A 21,799-nucleotide genomic window follows, 5' to 3' on the forward strand; every position below is an offset into this window, starting at 1 on the left:
ATACTTTTATTTTGAGGGAAATAAAAGTTAATTAACAAGGTTCTTTGTAAAAAGAAATATTTGTAGGTTATAACAGAAATTTTAAGTAATCATAAAGATACATTTTCACTCCTTATTACGCATTTCGCCAAAAATCCGTATTTTTCAGTCCTATTTTATCATGAAAAGCATATTGACAGCCGTTTTTTTATTTGTCTGTGCATGTACGGCACAGGCACAATTTGTCGAAAATTTCGATGATGGTGATTTACTTGGATGGACAGGAACCGATACCGACTATGTTGTAAACGCTTCAACGCAGCTACAATTAAATGGTGATTGTGACCTCGGTGGAACCGGTTACCTCACTTTTCCGGTTGCAACAATGGATTCTACTGTGTGGACTTTTTTTGTGGATCTTGATTTTGACCCCTCCAGCACGAACCATACACGCGTGTATTTACAAAGTAATACACCTGTTTTAAGTGGAGATATTTATGGCTATTTTGTGCGGATTGGGGAAGATGGTACTTCAGACAGAGTTGAACTTTGGCGTTCTAATGGAGCCAGCGCCAGTATTGTAATTGAGGGTACTTCAGATATGTCGGTTTCGCCTACAGCAGGTGTTAAAGTAGTGCGGACAAATGATGCGGAATGGCAATTGTATGTTGACCCAACCGGTGGAACAGATTATGTTTTGGAAGGCAGTGCGGTTGATGATGAATATAATGGAGGAAATTATTTTGGCATCTGGTCAAAATATACTTCAACACGTTGCGATAAATTTTATTACGACAATATTACCATCGACCCGATTTATGTAGATAACAGCGCACCGGAAATTGTTTCATTAACTGTAATTTCTTCCACACAGTTAGAAATTGTTTTTAATGAACAGGTTGAATTAATTTCATCGGAAACAGAAACGAATTATGTAATTGACAACGGCGTGGGAAGTCCGATAGATGCAACAAGAGGTGTTACAGATTTTTCAAAAGTGCTGCTTACTTTTTTATCATCTTTTCCGGAAGGTATTAATTTAACATTAACAATTAATGAAGTTGCTGATAATGTCGGCAACGCAACAGATAATTTAACTACCAATTTTTCAGTTTACACGGCATCAGAATATGATGTATTAATTACCGAAATATTTGCAGACATAGAACCGCAAATCGGATTGCCTTTGGGCGAATATGTTGAATTATATAATAATACAGACGTAGATATCGATTTAACCGGATTTGTGATGAAGGATGCAACAACCGAAAGTGATGCATTTCCAACATATATTTTAACAGCCGGAGCTTATGTTGTTCTTGTAGATGCAGATGTTGCGGATTTATTTACTGCTTATCCAAATGTATTGGGAATTACTTCATTTCCTTCATTAAATAATGATGGTGATGATTTACAATTATATAGCCCAGAAGCAATTAAAATTCATACTGCTTATTACACACTCGACTGGTACGACAGTGCTGTAAAAGAAGACGGGGGCTGGAGTTTGGAGATGATAGATACGAATAATCCTTGTCAGGAAGATGATAACTGGACCGCATCCACGAATGCTACCGGCGGAACTCCGGGTGCAGAAAATTCGGTGATAGCCGACAATCCGGACGAAACACCACCGGCTTTGCTGGAAGCTTATCCTTTAACAATTGATACGGTTATTGCAACTTTTGATGAAGCATTAATTGCAGCAGGTTTGGGAGCAGAAGATTTTGTAATTAACGGCAACGATGGCAGCGAGTATATTCCGACACAAATAATATTTGATGTTGCAAATCCATTTATTGTTGGTGTTGTTTTATCGTCGCCTTTAAATAATGGTATTGTGTATACTTTAACGGTTACTAATGCAAGCGATTGCAGTGGTAATTTAATTAATGCATTTAATACAGCTCAATTCGGATTACCTGAACCGGCATTAGCGAATGATGTTGTAATTAATGAAATTTTATTTAATCCCGTTTCTGAAAGTGTTGATTATGTTGAAATTTACAATCGCTCCAATAAAATAATTGATTTGTCCACTCTGATTGTTGCAGAAATGGATTTATTTGATACCACTTCGGTAAATGAATATACAAATATCAGTGCAATAGGACGGTTATTATTTCCCGGTGCTTATTTATGTATTTCTTCTAATAGTGAAAATGTAGTACAACAATATTTAGCAATTGATACCGGCAATTTTATTGATGCATCGGATATGCCAAATTACAGCGATAATGAGGGTATTGTTGCGATATTGGATTTAGCGTTAAATGAAATTGACAGATTACATTTTTACGATGACTGGCATTATGCATTATTGTCTGACCAAAATGGTGTTTCACTTGAAAGAGTAAATTACGACTACACCACGCAGGACCAAAACAACTGGCATAGTGCGGCGGCAGATGTACATTATGGCACGCCGGGATATCAAAACTCTGTATTTGGCAATTATACCTCAGCCAGTTCCGTTGATGTGGAATACCCTGTATTTTCGCCGGATGGAGACGGGTATCACGATTTGCTGGTAGTTACCTATAATACCGAAGAAGCGGGTTTTACCGGCAACTTTAAAATATATTCTGCTCAGGGAAAATTTGTGAAAGAACTGGCCAATAATTTCACCTTAAGCCGCGAAGGTTTTTTAACCTGGGATGGCGTTAATGATGCAGGCGAAGAAATTGCTTCAGGTATTTATATTATTTATGCTGAATTATTTGACCTTAATGGCAATACAAAAGCATATAAAGTGAAATGTACTTTGGTTAGGAAACAGTAATTATTGTATCGTAATAAATTCTTTTACAGCCATTTCTTTTCGAATTTAATTCCCGTTAATTCAAACAACTGCTTTTCCATTTCTTCAATTGTAGCAACATTTTTATAAGTAAATGAATATTTTCCCATGTCATTACCATTATAACTAAAAAATGTTTTATATTTTTTTTCGAGAAGATAAGCAATTTGCTCGAGCGACAATCGGATAATAACAACACTGTCGCCAATAATTTGAACCATGCCGCCACCTTCAATTGGTTCGAGATAGTGATTTAACTTTTTTGTATCTGCAACTTTTAATTCATATAAATTGATTTCCTTTTTTTCTGTAGCAATAGAAAAATTGAACATCAATCCTAAATCCGATTTAATTTTTTCTGAAACCACTTTATACGTCATAGCCGGGTTTTCGCTTTTTGCCAGAAGATCGATATAAATAGTATCTAATTTTTCGACAGTATTATTAAATTGTAATGCAGGCAAATTGAGCAAGTCCTGAAGTAATTCACTAACCGTAACTGCACGATATTCAATATTAATGGCACTATCAACACGGGGACCTTTTTGTGAAACCACAAAATAATCATCCGGATCAACACTATAACCGAGTTGATATAACATTAAGTTGTTTGATTGTTGAGGCGCTTCGTTTGTTTTATAATATTTTCCTGCAAAAGCACCGGTTGCAATTTGAGGGTTAATGGAATTGTTGAGTAAATAATCATCAATTACGGCTCAAGATTTTGCTATCTCCAACCCATAGATTACACCATTTGGAGCTATTAAACAGGTGAGTGGTCGTGCATCAATTTCAAATAAGGTGAAAACCGATTTATTGTTATCTATAAAATAATCAAAAGCATAATTATTGTTTTTGATAAAATTATTTACCCGCTCCGGTTTTTCATCACTCAAAACAATAACCTGAATATTATTTACATATTTTGAGGTTATTTCATTTAAATGCGGAAATGCGGCAATACATGGTCCGCACCAGGTTGCCCAAAAATCGATTACCAAGGGTTTGCTAGATTGCAAATCACTTTTATTCAGAGCAGTGAGTTGGTAATTTTCAAGATGTAAGGTATCGCCAATTTTAATGTGGTTCGATTGGCCAACACATAAACTTGTAATAGAAAATAAAATAATCAGGAGATAGATATGTCGAAGAGTATTTATTGCAATCATGCTGCAAATGTATTGTTTTGATGAAAGTTTATGGGTTTTATACATAAATGTTAGATTGCCGTGACAGAAGGAAGATATGGCCTAATACAGTTCCGAAAGGTTAAAAACATGGGTTGAATTACGGATTTTCGCAAATAAAGCCTATAAAACCTGAAAAAACCGGCAATTATTGCAACAAATGGGACGCAATAACCTCTCAATGGTAATTAACGATAAACCCAGTTTCTCATTTGGGATTACCCCGTTGTGTTCACCTCTTTGGCAGGTGCACCTTTGTAACACTAAAACAATAACAAATGAAAAACTTAAAATTATTCGCAATCATCGCCCTTATTTCAGCAAACACATTTGCTCAAACACCTTCAAACGAAGTAACCCCTGCTGATCAGTACCAGCGAGCCATAACCATTCAGCCATTTTCTCCGGTTACCGGCTCACTCAAATTTAATTACAATCAGGTTTTACAAAAAAATGTTACACTCGATCTTGGGGTTGGTTTAATAGGCCCCAATGTGAGTGACGACTTTATTAATAACAAGGGTGTTTCATTAAAAGCAGGTGCGAAATTATATTTCAATCCGGATTATTATTCAGACGGATTAAAAAAATACAGTGATTTTCAGGGAGGATATTTTGAGCCTGAAGTTGCTGTTGTATATTTTATCGCTCCTTCAGAATATGAACAGGGAAAAGATGCTTATGCAGGTACTGCATTATTATTAAATGTAGGCAAACAAAAAGTTGTTGGCAAAAGAGTATTACTCGACTATTGGATTGGCGCAGGTTATGGTGTTAATATTTTTGAAGAAGGTTATAGTGGCGATTATAAACATGAATATTTACGTTTTGACGAACTTGGAATAGCACTTACTTGTGGTTTTTCAGTAGGTATACTTACCAATTAACAATTACCCGAAAATATCCCTAATTCTTCTCACACCCGGAGATGAATAAATCATTCATCTCCACAACACAACTACTTATGAAAATTCTAATCACCGGAGCTGATGGCTTACTGGGCAGTAATTTAGTACGACTGTTAATTAGCCAGGGCCATACTATCAGAGTGTTTTTACAAACAACTTCAAAATCAAAAACACTGCAAGGTCTCGATATCGAAAAATATTATGGCGATATACTTGTTGTTGATTCTATTATGACAGCAATGCGGGGCTGCGATATTGTTATTCATGCAGCGGCTAACACTTGCGTTTGGCCGGCAAAATCAAGCTTTATTCGTAAAATAAATACCACGGGAACCGAAAATATGATAACGGTTGCAAAGGCTTGTAATATAAAACGATTCATTTATGTAGGCACAGCAAGTTCAATTAAATCGGCATCAGCAAATAATCAGACAAAAATGTTAGATTATATTGATTCTAAAACCAGAGCACTTAATCTTGTATTACAAGCAGCCGAAACAAATGCATTAGATGCTCTAGCAATTTTACCTACTTATATGGTTGGCGCTTATGACTCATTACCATCTTCAGGAAAAATGATTTTATCGTTAATAAAAGGGCAGTTAAAATTTTGCAGCAAGGGCGGAAAAAATTTCGTGTATGTAAACGATGTAGCAAATGCAATCTCCAACGCAATTGCCATCGGCATAAAAGGCAAATATTATATCGCAGGTAATCAGAATTTAACCTATCAGGAATTTTTACAAAAGGTTGCAGCAATTTCCGGTAAACCCGCAAACATTTCTCCGCTACCGGATTTTTTCGTGAAAACAATTGGTGCAGCTGGCAGCTTATATGGTGCAATATTTAAAAAAGCACCACTGCTGAGTTTAGAAATGGCTCAAATAGGATGTGAAAAATATTATTACAACAGCAACGATGCGGTTAAACAATTACTGATGCCGCAAACACCTATCGATAAAGCTATTTCAGATTGCGTTCAATGGTTTAAACAGGAAGGTTATTGTTGAAAAAATTTATAACTATGAATTGGGAAAAAAAAGTAGTGATTATAACCGGTTCCAGCATGGGAATTGGAAAATCGATGGCAGAACATTTATTACAAAAAGGTGCAGTCGTAATATTAAATGCCACTAACGCCGAACGCCTGGAGTCAACCCGAAACGAACTCATCAAATTTGAAAAAAATATTACATTAATTGCGGGCGATGTTGCTGATACTGATGATTGCAGAACAATAATTAATACCACCATTTGTCTGCATGGGAAAATAGATGTATTAATAAACAATGCCGGTATTTCTTCAGAAGGCTCACTTAAAGCAACCGACCCGGCAGTTTTTAAAAGAATAGTTGAGGTAAATTTAATCGGTGCAGCAACCATCACACATTTTGCGTTGCCGCATATCATTCAATCAAAAGGTTCAATTTTATTTATTGGAAGCGTTGCGGGATTGCACGGTATAGGTAATCACTCAGCTTATTGTTGTTCAAAAATGGCCTTATCGGCTTTAGTACAATCGCTGCGTATAGAACTTGCTGAAACTGATGTACATGTTGCAATCGCTTATCTTGGGTTTACTGAAAACAGCAAAGAAAAAACAATTTTAAATGCTTCGGGAAATAGGATACCCCAACCGTCAAGAAAAAATATCAAGCAGATGCCCTTACCTGTTGTGTCGAATAAACTGATAAAGATGCTGGAACAAAAAAAGCAACAAATGATTTTTTCCGGATTGGGAAAATGGATGTATGTTATTAATAAAATAACACCACTGTTTCTGCACTCAATTTATATGTGGATATATACAAAGCGAGAACAAAAAGTAGAATTGCATTGACAATAAATAAAAAAGCGCATTAAGATTATTACTTAATGCGCTTTTATTTTTTTATTTCACCTGAACCCGAATACCTTCACTATGGCTGGTGAACTCAGGAGCATACATACATTGAATTGTAGTAATACCATTACTGAAATTACCACTGTGTGCAACACGCAACGGATACTCAAATACATAGGTTCCTTTATTTAAATAAGCGATAAAGAAATTAGTAGCGGCATCGCCGGTTGCTTCGTAATAACCAAGTCCGTCTTGCCATTTGTATTGACTCATTACATTTACAGGTTCAAACCCACTGGCGCGCATGTCTTTCATGTGCACATATTCCATATTTCTGTCAACACGAATTTCAATTCTTACTTTAATTAAATCACCAACATGTAATTCCACGTTGTCGGTTACCGGTTTAATTACCGGTCCGCTCGCGGTATTTTGTTGCAGAAACAATTGTTTTTTAATCTGCAGGTTATTGTCTGATGCTGTTACTTTATCAATATCTTCAAAATATTGCCAATGCATGGCACCATAACTCAAGGTGTTTTTAGCAGGTGGTGTTACCGATACTTTTCCGTAATCAGATTGGACTGCATCTCCCAACCAGTTTGTTTTAAAATAACCGGTTCCGGCTTCAACACTTTCGGGCTTAACCAATAATTTACCAACTGTAATAATAGCCAGTTCTTTATTACTCAATAAATTATCTCCCCTTAATAATAAAGCATAACAAGCTTCGGCAGTGGCACGTGTTGTTTTCCAGTCTGTGGTTTGTTTCTGGCGCAATAACCAAACTTGCAATGCCTGCACGGATGTTTCATCTTTAGCAACTTCTCCAAATACCTCTATCATTAATGCCTGAGTTTCAACAGGAGCCTGATACCAGTAATATCCGGAAATGTTTTCTTTCCAATACATACCCATCTCTTCACTATTCAAACTAAATTCTTTAATTGATTTAACAGCGGAATTTGCAGTTGCAGTTTCGTTATTGCGATTCATTAATAAGGCAATCATTCCTTTTTCATACAAACTGTATTTATTCCAGAATTTTTCACCTGACCAAGGAAATACATTTTTGCTTCCTGTTGTTCTTTATTTAACGCAACACGATTTTCAGGGAAATAACTGATTGCATATAAATATTGTAGTAAGGTATTACCGGAACATAATTCACTTTATCTACTTTATATTTATCGAGATTGCGATAATCCTCTTCCATACGATTATTGCAATACACCAATGCTTTATCAAGCATACCATTCAATTTATCGTTATTGTTGGCATCTTCAATTCCTAATTGTTTTAGATGTGCCAGTCCGGTAACAATATATTGTGTGATATAACGGTCATCCTCATATCCTTTAAACCATGGCCAACCGCCATTAGGTAATTGCATTTGTTCCAATTTGTTTAATGCAGACTGTAATTCATTATTCATTCTGTTCATATCAAACAAAAGGGCAACACGTTTTTTGCGTTCGGTCTCATCTTGTGCCTGCAATACCCATGGTGTTTCTTCCAACAATAATTCTTTTAATTCCTGATTTTTTCAAGATTGGAAGTAAGCGATGCAGGATTATTTTTCCATGAATCAAATACACGTTTTATTTCAGGATCTGAATTTGCGATATGGTAAGCAATACTGTTTGAATAATATCTGCTAAACACTTGTTCTGCACATTCATAAGGATATTCCATCATATACGGCAGGGCCTGAACAGCATACCATGCAGGGTTTGAGGTATATTCAAGGGTCAAACTTTGATTGCGGATGGTGGATGATTTTCCTGAGTTAATTAATTTATCAAAAGAAAATACTTTCGACTGATTACCTCTAACCCAAAGCGGCATTGCTTCGGTAACTAAAATGCGATTACTTAAAACCGGCAATGCATTTTCTTCACCATCGGTAAATGTTCCTGATGCGGCTTTTACTTTATACACGATAGCGTCATAACCTTCAGGAATTTTTAATTTCCAGCTCACCGCGGCGCTACCTTTTGCGGCAGTTGTGAATTCTACTACCGGAATTGTATTTGCAAATGCTGCATCAATTGGCTGCATCGTTAATGCATCAAATAATTCGAGACTTGCTTTTCCGCTTAAACTATTTTCGGTGAGGTTCGACACTTTTGCAGTAAATACCAACTCATCACCTTCTCTTAAAAAGCGCGGCGCATTTGGTTGAATCATTAATTCTTTTTGCGTAATTACCTTATCGAATAATTGTGCGCTTTGCAAATCTTTAGTGTGTGCAAATGCCATAAAATTCCAGGTTGTAAGGGCTTCAGGCATTGTGAATGTAAATGCAATATTACCCTCGGCATCGGTTGTAAGGTGGGGATAAAAGAATGCGGTTTCATTTAAATTTGTTCTGGTAGCAACCTGATCAAGCGGTGGCGCAACCGAGGCATTTGTTGGACTTTATCCTCTAATTTTATTTGAGTGTCTAAACCTAATCCGAATTCTTCATTAGAAGCCTTATTTTTTTCTACTTTACCATCTCCGAGCGACTCGGTCATAGCAGCCATAACCGGCATATCTGCGCGACTACCTTTAATACTCAGGTCACCATCATAAAAATAATAATTTCCTCCACTCCAGTATAAACCAAACCAGTTGAGTGCATCGTAAGAAAATCCTACATAACTTCCTGTTCTCCACCAGTCGTTATCGGTATAAACAAAACCCCGACTGTTTTCGAATGTTGCGCCTGACCAGTAGCGATAATTATAAAATCCGGGCCAGCTAATGGTATTCCAGTAATGACCGGTAAAAGCATCGAGTGAGGCATCGTACATGTTTGCCAATAATTCTGCGGCAATTTTTTCGCCGTTGTTTCCTGAAATTTTTATTTTCCAGGTTTCGGTTGCGCCGGGCTGCAACTTATCGCGATGTGTTTCTAATTCTACTTTTAGGTTTTTATTATCCCAAGGCACATTAATAAAATATTGCTGATTAAAAAAGCGGCCATCTTTAATAAAACAAATTTGTGCAGATAAACCACCGCGGTCGGCTTCAGTTATCGGGATTTCGATATCCATCATGCTGGAGTTGCTGCCGCGATTGCCCATATCTGGAAAGGTAATCCATTTGCGAGCGCTGGTTCCATCGGCGCGACTAATTTCCAATAAGGCGGTAACATTTTTTGCACTGCTACCAATATTGATTATGGCATTTTCGCCTGGCTGATAATTTTTACTTACGGTAGTAGTAAAATTATATTCAGGTGTTACGCTATAATTACCTTCATTTAAAATACTCAGGTATTTAACTACTTTAATTATTTCACCACTTTTATCTACAGTGCTGATTTCCATTTTATAAATACCTTGTTTTAATGTAGCAGTATTTAAAACAACAGAGTCAGTTTTTTCGTTGTTACAGGTTGCTTCTAAAAGGCTGTTGAGCACTGGCCATTTATATATATTATTTTCATCCGCATATAAATCGTTTGGAAATAATTTATTGTATTCGGCTTTGCTCAAAATTTGAACGTCAGGCTGTTGCCAGGTTCTGTCGCGATACAATTTATTAGGTGAATCAATTGCAAAAAGTGAAATTTTACCGCTTGTTGACAATGGAGAACCATTTAAATTATTGGTTGTAATTTTTACGATTGTATTTTTTCCGGTTGTTGAACTAACGGGAACATCTGCAAATACATTTACTGATGTATATCCTACTGTTACATATGCCTGTGTGCTGCGGGTTTCTCCCGGAAACATCGGTAATATCGGCATAAACTGTATAAGAAAACTGTGGTAATAATTTTTTATCTGCATTTAAATCAGCTAAAGCAATAAAATCAATTTTGAAATTACCTTCAGCATCGGTATAAGCAACACCATTGGTAATTTCCACATCAGCACTCATTGGTGCCGGTTTCCACCACCTGTCGTAATTGTAATAATAATACGGATAAAAAGTATTTCTAACCACCCGATAAGCAACTTTCGCGTTATCGATATTTGCGCCGGCATAAGAAACAGCTTTTCCTGTTACGGAAATACTATCTCCCAAAACATAATTACCGGTTACGGGATTGGTACTTACTGAAAACGTAGGGCGTTTATATTCTTCAACAGAAAAATAAGCAGAACCCGATTCACTTTGAATACGCATTTGTCCGGTAAGCCCGGAAGCTGGCGCGGTAAAGGTTCCGCTAAATGAGCCGTACTGGTTTGTGGTTAAATCGAGACTTGCAATTTTTTGTGCATTAACATCATAAAATGTAACAGTGGATTTCTGATTTTCCATTACATTTTGTGTTTTGCCATCAGCACTGCGCTCAACTAAAATACCTTTAAAATAAATAGTTTGTCCCGGGCGATAAATGGCGCGGTCGGTAAAGAAATAGGTATTTTGTGTGGTGTTATTATTTGCTTTGTATTGTTTGGAGATGTAATAATTATTATCAGCATCTAAAAAATCGTTACCTTTTTTAATACTGAAATTAAAATAATAATAATCAGCAACAAGTGGGTCATTAACGGAAAACAAACCATTATTATCTGTTGTATATTTTTTTAATTCTCTATAGTTGTAATCGCGTTTGTTATAATCATAGTCTTTGCGATATGTTTGAATGGTTGCTCCTGAAATTGGTTTACCTGTTGTGCGGTCCAATACATAAAAATCTTTATTAGGTGCATTGTTATAATCATTTCCTGAAGCAATATAACTGAGGTTGCTTATCCATATTTCCTGAGCAACTAATTTATTTGATGTGCTTACGAATTTCGCATTTTCGCTGGCAATTAAATAATAACTTCCCAGTGGTAACGCATCAATTTTTACTTCGGTAAAATGTTGTTGATAGTCGCCATCAACGGGCAGTGGTTGATTCCAGCTTTTAACCACCGGAAATTTTTCGAGCTCGGCAAATTTAACATCGTATTCCATAGCTTCAACACGACTCATGTCTTCGGAGCTGATTTTTACCAATTTAAAAAACAGGGTGTCGATGTTTTTAAAACTCACACCTGCGCGGAATGGTTTATCCGGAACATTTACGCGTTCAGCAGTAATGGTATATTCTTTTTGTTGGATGGTTATTTTTAAAGCAGCACAATTTTTTGCACCTATGCTGTTTGGAAAAGCGGCAATGGCAGCGTTGCAAATGTCGATGGCAATTTTGTTCTCCCATTTATTTTCATCACCGGCGAGAGGTTGATAATTAGTACCTTTGCTGTAATGTTCTGTTGCAATTAAATAACTAATTTGTGTTGAGCTGCTGTCTTTACGATATAATTTTTCTTCTGCTATTAATGCACTTAAATAAAGACTGTCGGTATTCAGATTTACGGCATTGTTTTTAGCAAATGCCAAACGTTTAATATCTAAATCGACTAAAGCTGCGGGTTGCGGGTCATATATATGTGCAATAGTTAAATCCTGTAAAATGCGCAACGCCAATAATTTTTTCGATGCATTATTATCACCACTAAATTCATGCCCTGCGAACGCTTTATTGCTGCCAAATATAACCGGATTGTCCATTTTAAACGAATAAGCCGGCTCGGTTATATACACTTCATCGTTCATTAAAAAATCAAGTGTGCGGTGTGCGAGAAAATCGTAAACGGTTGGGCGCAACATTTTTCCGTAAGCATCACCCTCAATTAAAATGGCGCTGTATTTATTAATTTTTACTTTTTTTAATTCTTCACGATTTTGAATAGAAGCAACATATAAATCGTATGTTTTTTGGTGTAAAGATTTTATATCCCATGTGCTGATATCGTCATTTTTAAAATCGACAGTTGTGCTGCGATTTGAAAATTTCCAGCGATTATTTTGATAATAACTCCAATAAATTTCGGCTAACAGATTTTGGAAAATACTTTTAGTAACACCGGTGGCCAATTCTGTTTCCGCTGCAAAAAGGTTAATGGCTTTTACTTGTGCATCTTCCTGCACCATGTTTATGTACTTTGCTTTATATATAACGGCTTTTATTAATTGCCCGTCGTTTTTATCGGTTTTCGCAAAGGTGTAAATTGTTTCAACTGCTTTTAAAGCAGATTCGGGCAGGCCCTGGTTTTCGAGGGAGTCTACCACTTTCCATTCGGCATCATAACCCTGCCAATTGCTGTATTCGGGATTTTTCATAGTTTGAAATGTAATTGCTGAAATCACGGCTCCTGCTAACATTAAAATGGCAACGAGCATTATACTTTTCCGCTTCATAATCAGTGTTGATTTTTTCCTAAGTTATACTAAAAAATGTAAATATTTTTTATTGAGATTCAGTTTATTAAAAATTGCATAAGTATGGCAACATTAAATTTCAGGTTTTGAGTTTTGATGCAGCCTTTTTCAGGTAAAGCATCAATACCACATCTATCCAAAAATGTGCACTCATAGCCGCGTAAATACCATATTTTGGCAATAAATAACCAAAACCGGCACTCACTACTAACAAAACTATGCCATAAATAAAAAGCGGTTTGTTTTTGGGGTTGAGATAACCATGTAGTGCTATAAACAACGCAGCGGTAAGCCAGATGCCCAGCCAGGGTTGAATTGCACCTCTGAAAAGTAGCTCTTCGCCAATACCGGCACACAATGATAATAAAATGATTTGCGGAAAACTCACCTTAAACCGCAACAATAAATCGGCAAAAAAATGACGGGTTCCATCCAACATTTTGAGCTGTAGTAGTATTGTGAGCGGAATAAGTGCAATTATGGCGTAAATTGTCCCAATAGCAACCTGGAAGGCTATGCTCCTTGCCGGATGTATTAATAACTGATAAAATAAACTTTTATGAAAAAAGTACATCAGCCCCAAACCAACCCCGCCAATACCAAAAAGCGTGACTAAGCCGGCAATTAATATGTAATATTTTGGATGTTTTATTGAATCCACTTAATTACTGAAGAACTAAATTGTTTTGAAGTGGTAACATGCCCTTCATAAACATCGGAAAGATTTACGCCTTGCGTTACTTTTATCACTTTTGGCCAACCGGATTTTTCTTCTACTTCGCCGGTGCCTTTTATGTAAGCGCTAAATTTTATGTTGGCCATTTTTGCGGCTACATCAGCAGGAATTGCACTTTTATCGATAGCAATATCCACTTTAAAATTAATATAAGCGATGCCATCTTTTCTGTCGGCAAGTGTATAATTATTGGTTAAAGTAATTGGCACACCCTGCATTTGTGAAGCAGTAACGATTGTCCATTTATCACCAATTTTAATGGCCGTATCCGGATAATTTAAAAAATAATTTTCAAGATGTTCAGTTGGTGTTCCTAACTGAGCGGCTATCATTTGATCGGGAATATTTTGTTGGCCAACTACTGCCTTAACTTTTGCAATAATAGCCTCATAACCAAGTATATCAAGGGCTTCACCGGAGGGGGTCATCAAAATGGTGAGGGGACTGTTTACGAGACAGTCTTCAATTTTACGGTTAATATCAGCTGATGGGTCGGCAAGTGGTTTATTATATTGATAATCGATTGTTGTTGTATCGGTTTTTATATTTTCGCGTGTATCGACCAATACGAATTCAATTTTATAATTTTCTTTATCCTTAGCAAGGATTTTCAAATTTACTTTTCCGTATTTTTTTGATTTATAACTAATTTTAAAAGTATCCTGCGATTCATCAAGGCTCATGCTTACATTACTTTCAACTACATATTTAGTGCCGATTTCAGGTTGAAAGCGTAAAATTATTTTTTCATCGGCGATTGGATTTTCCAAATTAATAGAAATAGCAGTATCGTTTTTCACGACAGCCAGTGTATCTTTATTTGTTTTATCTTTATCGTCAGAAACATTTTTTTTACAACCGAAAAAAACAGTTGCCGTTGTAAATAAAATCAGCAGTAAATATTTATTATTGTTCGACATTTTTTCCTTAATTACATTTGTTTAGCGGCGTTGAGCCGGCAAGTGCAAAACTACATGAAATAGCATGCAAATTTCAACCAACCATAAAAAATCATTCGAAGCAGCATACGAGGGGTTAAATGCACAACAGCGCAAAGCCGTTGATAGCATTGAAGGTCCGGTATTGGTTGTTGCGGGTCCCGGAACGGGAAAAACACAGATTTTGGCAGTTCGTATCGGGAAAATCCTGATGGAAACCGATACTTTGCCCGATAATATTTTGTGTTTAACCTATACCGATGCAGGCACAATTGCCATGCGCAAGCGTTTGCTGGATTTTATTGGGCCGGATGCCTATCGCGTGCATATTTATACGTTTCATGCATTTTGTAACGATGTAATTCAGGCGAATCTCGATTATTTCGGAAAACGTGAACTGGAGCCCATTTCAGAGTTGGAGAACGTTAATTTAATTGAGGAAATGTTACAGGAGCTGCCTATTGATCATCCGTTAAAAAAATTAAAAGGTGATACCAGTTATGATGTAAGTCGCCTGAATAATTTTTTTAAAATGATGAAAGATGAGGATTGGGATGAAAACAGATTAAATACTGCAATAGATCAATATATTGCGGATTTACCCAATCGTGAGGATTATATTTATAAAAAGGGAAGTACAAAAACAGGGGTTAAAATTGGTGACATAAAGCAGAAAGATTTACAGGCGGAAATAGATAAAATGGAAAAAACCCGCGCTGCAGCCAATTTGTATCCTGAATATGTTGCCAGAATGAAGGCCCTTGGCCGATACGATTACAGCGATATGATTTTATGGGTTATCAAAGCATTTAAGGACCCTTCGCCTGCAGGAGAAAATATGTTGCGCAATTATCAGGAGCGGTATTTATATTTTTTGGTAGATGAATTTCAGGATACCAATGGCGCACAAAATGAGATATTAAATTTACTGATTAGTTATTGGGATGTTCCAAACGTTTTTGCAGTTGGAGATGATGATCAGAGTATATTTGAATTTCAGGGAGCGCGTGTAAAAAACATCATCGATTTTTATCGCTCTTATGAAAGCGAAATTCAGGTGGTTGTTTTAACTGAAAATTACCGTTCGCATCAGGCAATTTTAGATGCTTCAAAAAGTATTATTGAGTCAAATAAGGAGCGGCTTATAAACAGGCTGGATGGATTGTCGAAAGTGCTTACTGCGGCGCATCCTGCTCGACAAACATTACATGAACCGCTATTGCTTGAATATCAAAACCCGGCACAGGAACATGCCGGTGTGCTGATGCAAATTGAAAAATTAATTCAGGATGGTGTTAATCCGGATACCATCGCGGTGTTATATCATAAACATGCACAGGCTGAAGAATTAATTAATGTATTTGAAAAACGCGGTTTACCATATCAGGTACGCAGAAAAATAAATATTCTTGAATTACCCTTAGTAACGCAAATAATAAACATATTAAAATATCTCGGCGATGAAAGTCGCAAGCCGCATACCGGAGAACATTTGTTGTTTGAAATTATGCATTATCCGTTTTTTGAGATTCATCCACATGATATTGCGGCAATTTCTGCATGGATTAGTTCGAAGCGGGATAAAAATTTTACCTGGCGTTCAGTTTTAAGTGATAATACGGTTTTGAGCACGATAAAATTGCGGAGTTATCCATCTATTATAAAATTTGAAGCAAATATTACGCATTGGATTGCCGAGACGTTTAATCTTACCTTACAAATGTTATTTGAAAAGGTATTAAATGAAAGTGGTTTGTTGCAATATTTATTAAAAGCAGATAACCGTGTATTTAATCTGGAAGTAATTACTACTTTATTTGACCATATTAAATCGGAAGGGTTGCGATTGCCACGGATAACAATTAGGCAATACATGGATACGCTGGAGCAAATGGAAATGCACGGATTAAAAATTGAAATACAAAAATCGATTTCAAAACCGGGCGGTGTTAATTTTATTACCACACATTCCAGCAAAGGGCTTGAATTTATGTATGTGTTTTTAATCGGTATGAATAGCGACAAGTGGGAAAAAGCGCGTGCCGATTCAAGGCGTTTTTCGCTGCCGGACACGCTCACTTTTACAGAGGGAAGCAGCAAGGAAGAGGGTTTGCGCCGATTGTTTTATGTTGCCATGACCAGGGCAGAACAACATTTGATTATTTCATATGCAGCCCATACGAACGAGGGAAAGGACACGGAGCCGTCTTCATTTATCGCTCAATTAAAAGAAGGAACAGGATTAATACAACAACCGCAAACAATAGGCGAAGAATTACTTGCAGAATATAAAATTACAGCACTTATTGAAACACCTCCTGTTAAAATTGAATTGTTCGACAAAAATTATATCCAACAAAAAGTTGAACATTTTGTGATGAGTGCTTCGGCATTAAATGCATATTTAGATTGTCCGCTAAAATATTATTTCGAAAGAATTGTAGGTGTTCCTGCTGCAAAAAATGACAGTATGTCGTTTGGGTCTGCTATTCACTATGCATTACGCAGAATGTTTGAACGCATGCGTGAATCGGAGCAGCAACAATTTCCGACAATTAATATTGTGATAGATGATTTTATTTATGAGATGCGCAGAAATGAGGATTCGTTTACAGCAAAACAATTTCAAAACAGGATTGAATTAGGAATGCAGGTATTAACTGATTATTATAATAAATACCTTCATCAGTTTAATAAAGTTGTTGTGTTGGAATACCCGATTAGAAATGTAATTATGGATGAAGTGCCTATTACGGGCGTGTTTGACAAGGTTGAATTTTGGGGTAAAGACGTGAATGTGGTAGATTATAAAACAGGAAATTCGGACCGTAGCAGAGAAAAATTATATGCACCTAATGAAAAAGATCCGTTGGGTGGTGATTACTGGCGACAAATCATGTTTTATAAAATATTGCTGGATAATCAAAAATATAAACCATGGAAAATGGTAAGTGGAGAAATTGATTTTCTTGAAAAAAATGAAAAAGGTGAATTAGTGAAACATCGTTTTAATATTATTCAGGATGAAGTTGATATTGTAAAAGCGCAAATTAAAGATGTTTATCGGCGCATTAAAAACTTAGAATTTACAACAGGTTGTGGTGAAGAAGATTGCGACTGGTGTAATTTTGTACGTGAAATTGGTTGAAGCACAATACTGACAGATTAAAAATACATTATGTTAAAACAAAATTATACCGTTCACCCATGGCATGGCATTAGTCCGGGTTTAAATGCACCTGAATCGGTAACGGCATTTATCGAAATTGTGCCAACCGATACCGTGAAGTATGAAATAGATAAGGCTACGGGATTTTTAAAGGTTGACCGTCCCCAAAAATATTCAAATGTATTACCCTGTTTATATGGATTTATACCACAAACATATTGTGGTCAAAAAATAGGTGAATATTGTGGTGAAAAGACAGGCAGAACAGGCATTCATGGCGATGGTGACCCATTGGATATATGTGTTTTTACTGAACGTAATATTACACATGGAAACATTATTGTTCCGGCAATTCCAATCGGTGGATTCAGAATGATAGACGGCGGACAGGCAGATGATAAAATTATTGCCGTAATGTATAATGATGAAATTTATTCCGGATGGGATGATATCGACCATTTACCATTATCGTTAGTTGAACGATTAAAACATTATTTTTTAACGTACAAGGCCATGCCGGGTGCGCCAAATAAAGCAGAAATCACCCATCTCTACAACAAAGAAGAGGCAAGAACCATTATTAAAACCTCGATGGAAGATTATTTTAATTTAATTAAATCTGCATAAAAATTAATCAGGCATTTGCTACAATGCCGATATGTCCAAGGTGGTGCTCACAATGCCAGGCGTATAATGCGGTATTCACAAATAATGAAATTTCTTTTCCGCTAACGGGATGAATAAATGATTTATGAAAATCAGCATCCGACATGCTATTTAATATTGCAATCCAGCGCGCATGTACTCCTTCAATTATTTTTAACGATGCATCAATCGGGAAGTTAATGCTGTCAACTAATTTAGCCCATTCTGATTCATTATATCCTTTAACGGTGGGTTTTTCTTCAGTGAGGGCTAGCTTCAAACGGATAATACTATTCATGTGACTATCGGCACAATGATTCACCACCTGCATAACAGTCCACCCTTCAGGGCGATAAGGTGTATTTAATTGTTGTGCTGAAAGATTTTTTGTGGCAGCAGTAATTTTTTCGGGGAAGGATTTAATTATTGCTATATATGAATCAATTAATGCGCGGGAAAATTCGGTTGGTGCTGAAAATTTGCCGATTGGGTATTGGAGGTTTTGCATAAATATTGAATTTGAAATGGATTACAACTTCAAATAAAATTAGTTCTTAGCACATTTTATGTTTTTTACCCAAAATTTTAACCAATGCGTATCTTAGTGTTTTAAGTAAACATTAAGCAAGCGACTTTATGCCGGATAAAACGAGTTTATATGCACCGTTATTAGTGGAAACAGCCTGGGAGGTGTGTAATCAGGTGGGTGGAATTTATACTGTAGTGCGCAGCAAGGCACCTGAAATTGTAGATAAATGGGCGGGAAATTACTGTATGGTAGGGCCGCTTTTACATAGTAAACTACCTGCGGAGTTTGAAGAAGGATTTGAATATGATGATGCTTTTGGGGAAGCCGTTTTGGAGATGCGGAAGCTGGGTTTTGAAATTCATTATGGCCGTTGGCTCACAGATGGCAAGCCGAAAGTGATTTTGATGCCGCCGTTGCAGGTGTTCGATAAAATAAAAGAAATACGAACAACCTTATTGCACGACCATAAAATAAATATTTTTAATCCGGATGATTTATTGCAACAGGTAATTGCTTTTGGTGATTTAGTGACGCATTTTCTGCGCACATTAGAATCGTTACAAAAAGGGAATCCCATTATTGCACATTTTCATGAATGGATGACCGGGATGCCGATTGGTGCAATTAAAAAGGAAAAATTAAAAATAAAAACAGTTTTTACTACGCATGCCACCTTATTAGGCCGTTATATTGCGGGTAATGATGAAAATTTTTATAAAAACCTGAGCAATTACGACTGGTTGCAAATGGCGCAAAAATTTTACATCGAACCACAAACACGGTTAGAGCGGATGGCGGCCAACGATTGCGATATTTTTACCACCGTTAGTGATATTACCGGAAAAGAATGTGAATTTTTGTTGGGCAGAAAACCGGATATGATTTTACCGAATGGTATCAGCTTACCACGATTTTTGGCAACACATGAATTACAAAATTTGCACGGACAATTCAGAAATAAAATTGATGAATTTGTGATGTCGCATTTTTTCCATTCTTATACTTTTGATTTAGATAAAACAGTTTATTTTTTTACTTCAGGCCGTTATGAATATCACAATAAAGGATATGACTTAACTTTAGAAGCATTAAAACGATTAAACGATAGAATGAAAAAAGAAAACATGGACAAAACAGTTGTCATGTTTTTTATCACCAAACGTCCCTTTGAAACCATTAATCCGCTTGTGTTACACGCCAGGGCTGCTATGGACGACATCAGAGCAACCTGCGAAGAAATGTTAAAACAAATTCGTGAAAAATTATTTAAAGCAGCAGCAACAAATGTTGATCCGAATGTGCCTGAATTAAATGATTTTATCGACGATTATTGGAAATTCAGGTACCGAAAACAAATTCAAAGCTGGAAAAGTGATTTCTGGCCAATAGTTGTTACACATAATTTAAAAAATGATGCCGGTGATGAAATATTAAATTATTTACGCGGTCACGATTTAATTAATAAGCCGGGAGATAAAGTGAAAATGGTATATCATCCTGATTTTGTTGCAGCTACTTCGCCGTTATTCGGCATGGAGTACCCACAATTTGTAAGGGGATGCCATTTAGGCTTGTTCCCAAGTTATTATGAGCCATGGGGATATACACCGCTTGAATGTGTTGCGCGCGGTGTACCGGCTGTTACCAGCGATTTGAGCGGGTTTGGAAATTACTGTCAGACAAAATTCCGCAACCTGGATGAGAGAGGTATTTACATCGTAAAAAGAAAAACAAAAACCTTTGATGAAAGCGCAGATGAATTATGTGACACAATGTATAATTTCGTTCAATTAAGCAGAAGAGAAAGAATTATTTTAAGAAACACGGTTGAGAGTTATGCCGAAAATTTTGACTGGAGCAATTTAGCTTCTAATTATGAAAAAGCATATCAATTGGTGTTGCAAGGAAAATAAATTTTAATAAAAATAATAGCATTAAAAAACCCCCGACGAAATATCGCCGGGGGTTTTTTATGTAGTAATTATTTATTTAATTACAATTTAACGATGTTACCTGAAGTAACTGCATCACCTGCAATTACACGGAAAACATAGTTACCGGCAGGAAGTGAAGTAACATCGATGCTATAAGCATGGTTACCTGCAACTTCGTTAGCGTTAGCTACGGTTAAAACTTCCTGACCCATCATGTTCATGATGCTTACAGAAACTTCTGCACCTGTAGTTAAGTTAAAGCTGATAGTAGCGTTAGTAGAAACAGGGTTTGGAGAAACAACAACACCAGAAATAGCGTTTACGTTTTCAACACCTAATACTTCAGGAGCGCTGCCATCACATTTGAAACAAGCATCCCAGCAGTATTGTAACATTACATCTGCATCAGGAATAAGTAATGTGCGGTTGATGTTTCCACCACCATCATCAGTACCACAACCGTCAGTTGCAATTGTTGTTGCTGCATCTGTACCTTCGTTTGTACCCCAGTCGTTGTTAACGAATTTGTAAGGCTGAGTCATACCAATTGAAGATGTTGGATAAGTAACGGTAATGCTCCACACGTTGCTACCCATGTCGGTTAAAGCACAAGTAGGATCTGAAGGCGTCCAAGCAGCCATAGCTGTTGCACCGTTCATAGCACCTGTAGCAGCGAAGTCGCCACCAATTCTGATTCCGCCAGCACCAAGTGTATTACCTGCTGCTAAGTAGTTTGTAATGTCTACCATATAGGTAACATTTACCTGTGCAGTTAATGCACCTGTTACAAACAAAATTGAAAGAAAAGAGTAAATTTTTTTCATAATTAATCTGTTTTTTAAGCTTAAAAATTAAGATTTCAGGCTAAAGTTAAAGATTATTTCAATAAAAAGGACAGAATTTTTAACAAGAAAATGACTG

At 36.5% G+C, this 21,799-nt stretch carries 18 protein-coding genes; 7 read left to right on the top strand and 11 right to left on the bottom strand.

The window, feature by feature from the left end; all coding sequences use genetic code 11:
- The first annotated feature begins 160 nt into the window (after window positions 1–160).
- The gene (locus IPI65_23445) at window positions 161–2,761 is read left to right on the top strand and encodes a lamin tail domain-containing protein (protein MBK7444389.1); all 2,601 of its coding nucleotides are present in this window, start codon (window positions 161–163) and stop codon (window positions 2,759–2,761) included.
- Window positions 2,762–2,784: 23 nt separating this feature from the next.
- Here the strand turns inward: IPI65_23445 and IPI65_23450 are convergent, their stop codons facing one another.
- Together IPI65_23450 and IPI65_23455 are read right to left on the bottom strand one after the other, a co-directional pair.
- Complete coding sequence (locus tag IPI65_23450) at window positions 2,785–3,381, bottom strand: hypothetical protein (protein MBK7444390.1); 597 nt, start codon at window positions 3,379–3,381, stop codon at window positions 2,785–2,787.
- Between the two features lie 114 nt (window positions 3,382–3,495).
- Entirely contained in the window at window positions 3,496–3,948 is a 453-nt protein-coding gene (locus IPI65_23455) for a TlpA family protein disulfide reductase (protein ID MBK7444391.1), read from the bottom strand.
- A 296-nt stretch (window positions 3,949–4,244) separates the two neighbouring features.
- Here IPI65_23455 and IPI65_23460 point away from each other — a divergent pair, with 296 nt between their 5' ends.
- The 3 genes from IPI65_23460 to IPI65_23470 all read left to right on the top strand — a co-directional run bounded on the left by IPI65_23460 (window position 4,245) and on the right by IPI65_23470 (window position 6,714).
- On the top strand, window positions 4,245–4,853 hold the full coding sequence (locus IPI65_23460) for a hypothetical protein (protein MBK7444392.1): 609 nt from the start codon (window positions 4,245–4,247) through the stop codon (window positions 4,851–4,853).
- A gap of 77 nt (window positions 4,854–4,930) precedes the next feature.
- Window positions 4,931–5,884: an NAD-dependent epimerase/dehydratase family protein gene (locus tag IPI65_23465; GenBank protein MBK7444393.1), complete on the top strand. Its 954-nt coding sequence runs from the start codon at window positions 4,931–4,933 to the stop codon at window positions 5,882–5,884.
- 14 nt (window positions 5,885–5,898) lie between these two features.
- A complete protein-coding gene (locus IPI65_23470; GenBank protein MBK7444394.1) occupies window positions 5,899–6,714 on the top strand; it encodes an SDR family oxidoreductase in 816 nt (271 codons plus the stop codon).
- Window positions 6,715–6,765: 51 nt separating this feature from the next.
- Here the strand turns inward: IPI65_23470 and IPI65_23475 are convergent, their stop codons facing one another.
- The 7 genes from IPI65_23475 to IPI65_23505 all read right to left on the bottom strand — a co-directional run bounded on the left by IPI65_23475 (window position 6,766) and on the right by IPI65_23505 (window position 14,583).
- A complete protein-coding gene (locus IPI65_23475; GenBank protein ID MBK7444395.1) occupies window positions 6,766–7,743 on the bottom strand; it encodes a hypothetical protein in 978 nt (325 codons plus the stop codon).
- Between the two features lie 67 nt (window positions 7,744–7,810).
- On the bottom strand, window positions 7,811–8,236 hold the full coding sequence (locus IPI65_23480) for a hypothetical protein (GenBank protein MBK7444396.1): 426 nt from the start codon (window positions 8,234–8,236) through the stop codon (window positions 7,811–7,813).
- 11 nt (window positions 8,237–8,247) lie between these two features.
- Window positions 8,248–9,027: a hypothetical protein gene (locus IPI65_23485; GenBank protein ID MBK7444397.1), complete on the bottom strand. Its 780-nt coding sequence runs from the start codon at window positions 9,025–9,027 to the stop codon at window positions 8,248–8,250.
- 50 nt (window positions 9,028–9,077) lie between these two features.
- Complete coding sequence (locus IPI65_23490; protein ID MBK7444398.1) at window positions 9,078–10,457, bottom strand: hypothetical protein; 1,380 nt, start codon at window positions 10,455–10,457, stop codon at window positions 9,078–9,080.
- The gene (locus IPI65_23495; protein MBK7444399.1) at window positions 10,357–12,906 is read right to left on the bottom strand and encodes a hypothetical protein; all 2,550 of its coding nucleotides are present in this window, start codon (window positions 12,904–12,906) and stop codon (window positions 10,357–10,359) included. The genes IPI65_23490 and IPI65_23495 overlap by 101 nt, the downstream gene beginning before the upstream one ends.
- Before the next feature lie 100 nt (window positions 12,907–13,006).
- The gene (locus IPI65_23500; protein ID MBK7444400.1) at window positions 13,007–13,588 is read right to left on the bottom strand and encodes a CPBP family intramembrane metalloprotease; all 582 of its coding nucleotides are present in this window, start codon (window positions 13,586–13,588) and stop codon (window positions 13,007–13,009) included.
- The gene (locus tag IPI65_23505; protein MBK7444401.1) at window positions 13,576–14,583 is read right to left on the bottom strand and encodes a hypothetical protein; all 1,008 of its coding nucleotides are present in this window, start codon (window positions 14,581–14,583) and stop codon (window positions 13,576–13,578) included. Before IPI65_23505 ends, IPI65_23500 begins: the two co-directional genes overlap by 13 nt.
- A 64-nt stretch (window positions 14,584–14,647) precedes the next feature.
- Between IPI65_23505 and IPI65_23510 the strand changes: the two genes are divergently transcribed.
- The gene (locus IPI65_23510) at window positions 14,648–17,749 is read left to right on the top strand and encodes an ATP-dependent helicase (GenBank protein ID MBK7444402.1); all 3,102 of its coding nucleotides are present in this window, start codon (window positions 14,648–14,650) and stop codon (window positions 17,747–17,749) included.
- Window positions 17,750–17,779: 30 nt separating this feature from the next.
- A complete protein-coding gene (locus tag IPI65_23515; protein MBK7444403.1) occupies window positions 17,780–18,397 on the top strand; it encodes an inorganic pyrophosphatase in 618 nt (205 codons plus the stop codon).
- 7 nt (window positions 18,398–18,404) lie between these two features.
- Here the strand turns inward: IPI65_23515 and IPI65_23520 are convergent, their stop codons facing one another.
- A complete protein-coding gene (locus tag IPI65_23520) occupies window positions 18,405–18,923 on the bottom strand; it encodes a putative metal-dependent hydrolase (GenBank protein ID MBK7444404.1) in 519 nt (172 codons plus the stop codon).
- A gap of 128 nt (window positions 18,924–19,051) precedes the next feature.
- Here IPI65_23520 and IPI65_23525 point away from each other — a divergent pair, with 128 nt between their 5' ends.
- Window positions 19,052–20,857 carry a glycosyltransferase gene (locus tag IPI65_23525; GenBank protein ID MBK7444405.1) on the top strand — a complete coding sequence of 602 codons (1,806 nt, stop codon included), beginning with the start codon at window positions 19,052–19,054 and terminating at the stop codon, window positions 20,855–20,857.
- 80 nt (window positions 20,858–20,937) lie between these two features.
- Here IPI65_23525 and IPI65_23530 read toward each other — a convergent pair whose 3' ends face one another.
- Complete coding sequence (locus tag IPI65_23530; protein ID MBK7444406.1) at window positions 20,938–21,702, bottom strand: T9SS type A sorting domain-containing protein; 765 nt, start codon at window positions 21,700–21,702, stop codon at window positions 20,938–20,940.
- Window positions 21,703–21,799 lie beyond the last annotated feature (97 nt).

The sequence above is a fragment of the Bacteroidota bacterium genome (assembly GCA_016706255.1).
GTDB lineage: Bacteria > Bacteroidota > Bacteroidia > Chitinophagales > BACL12 > UBA7236.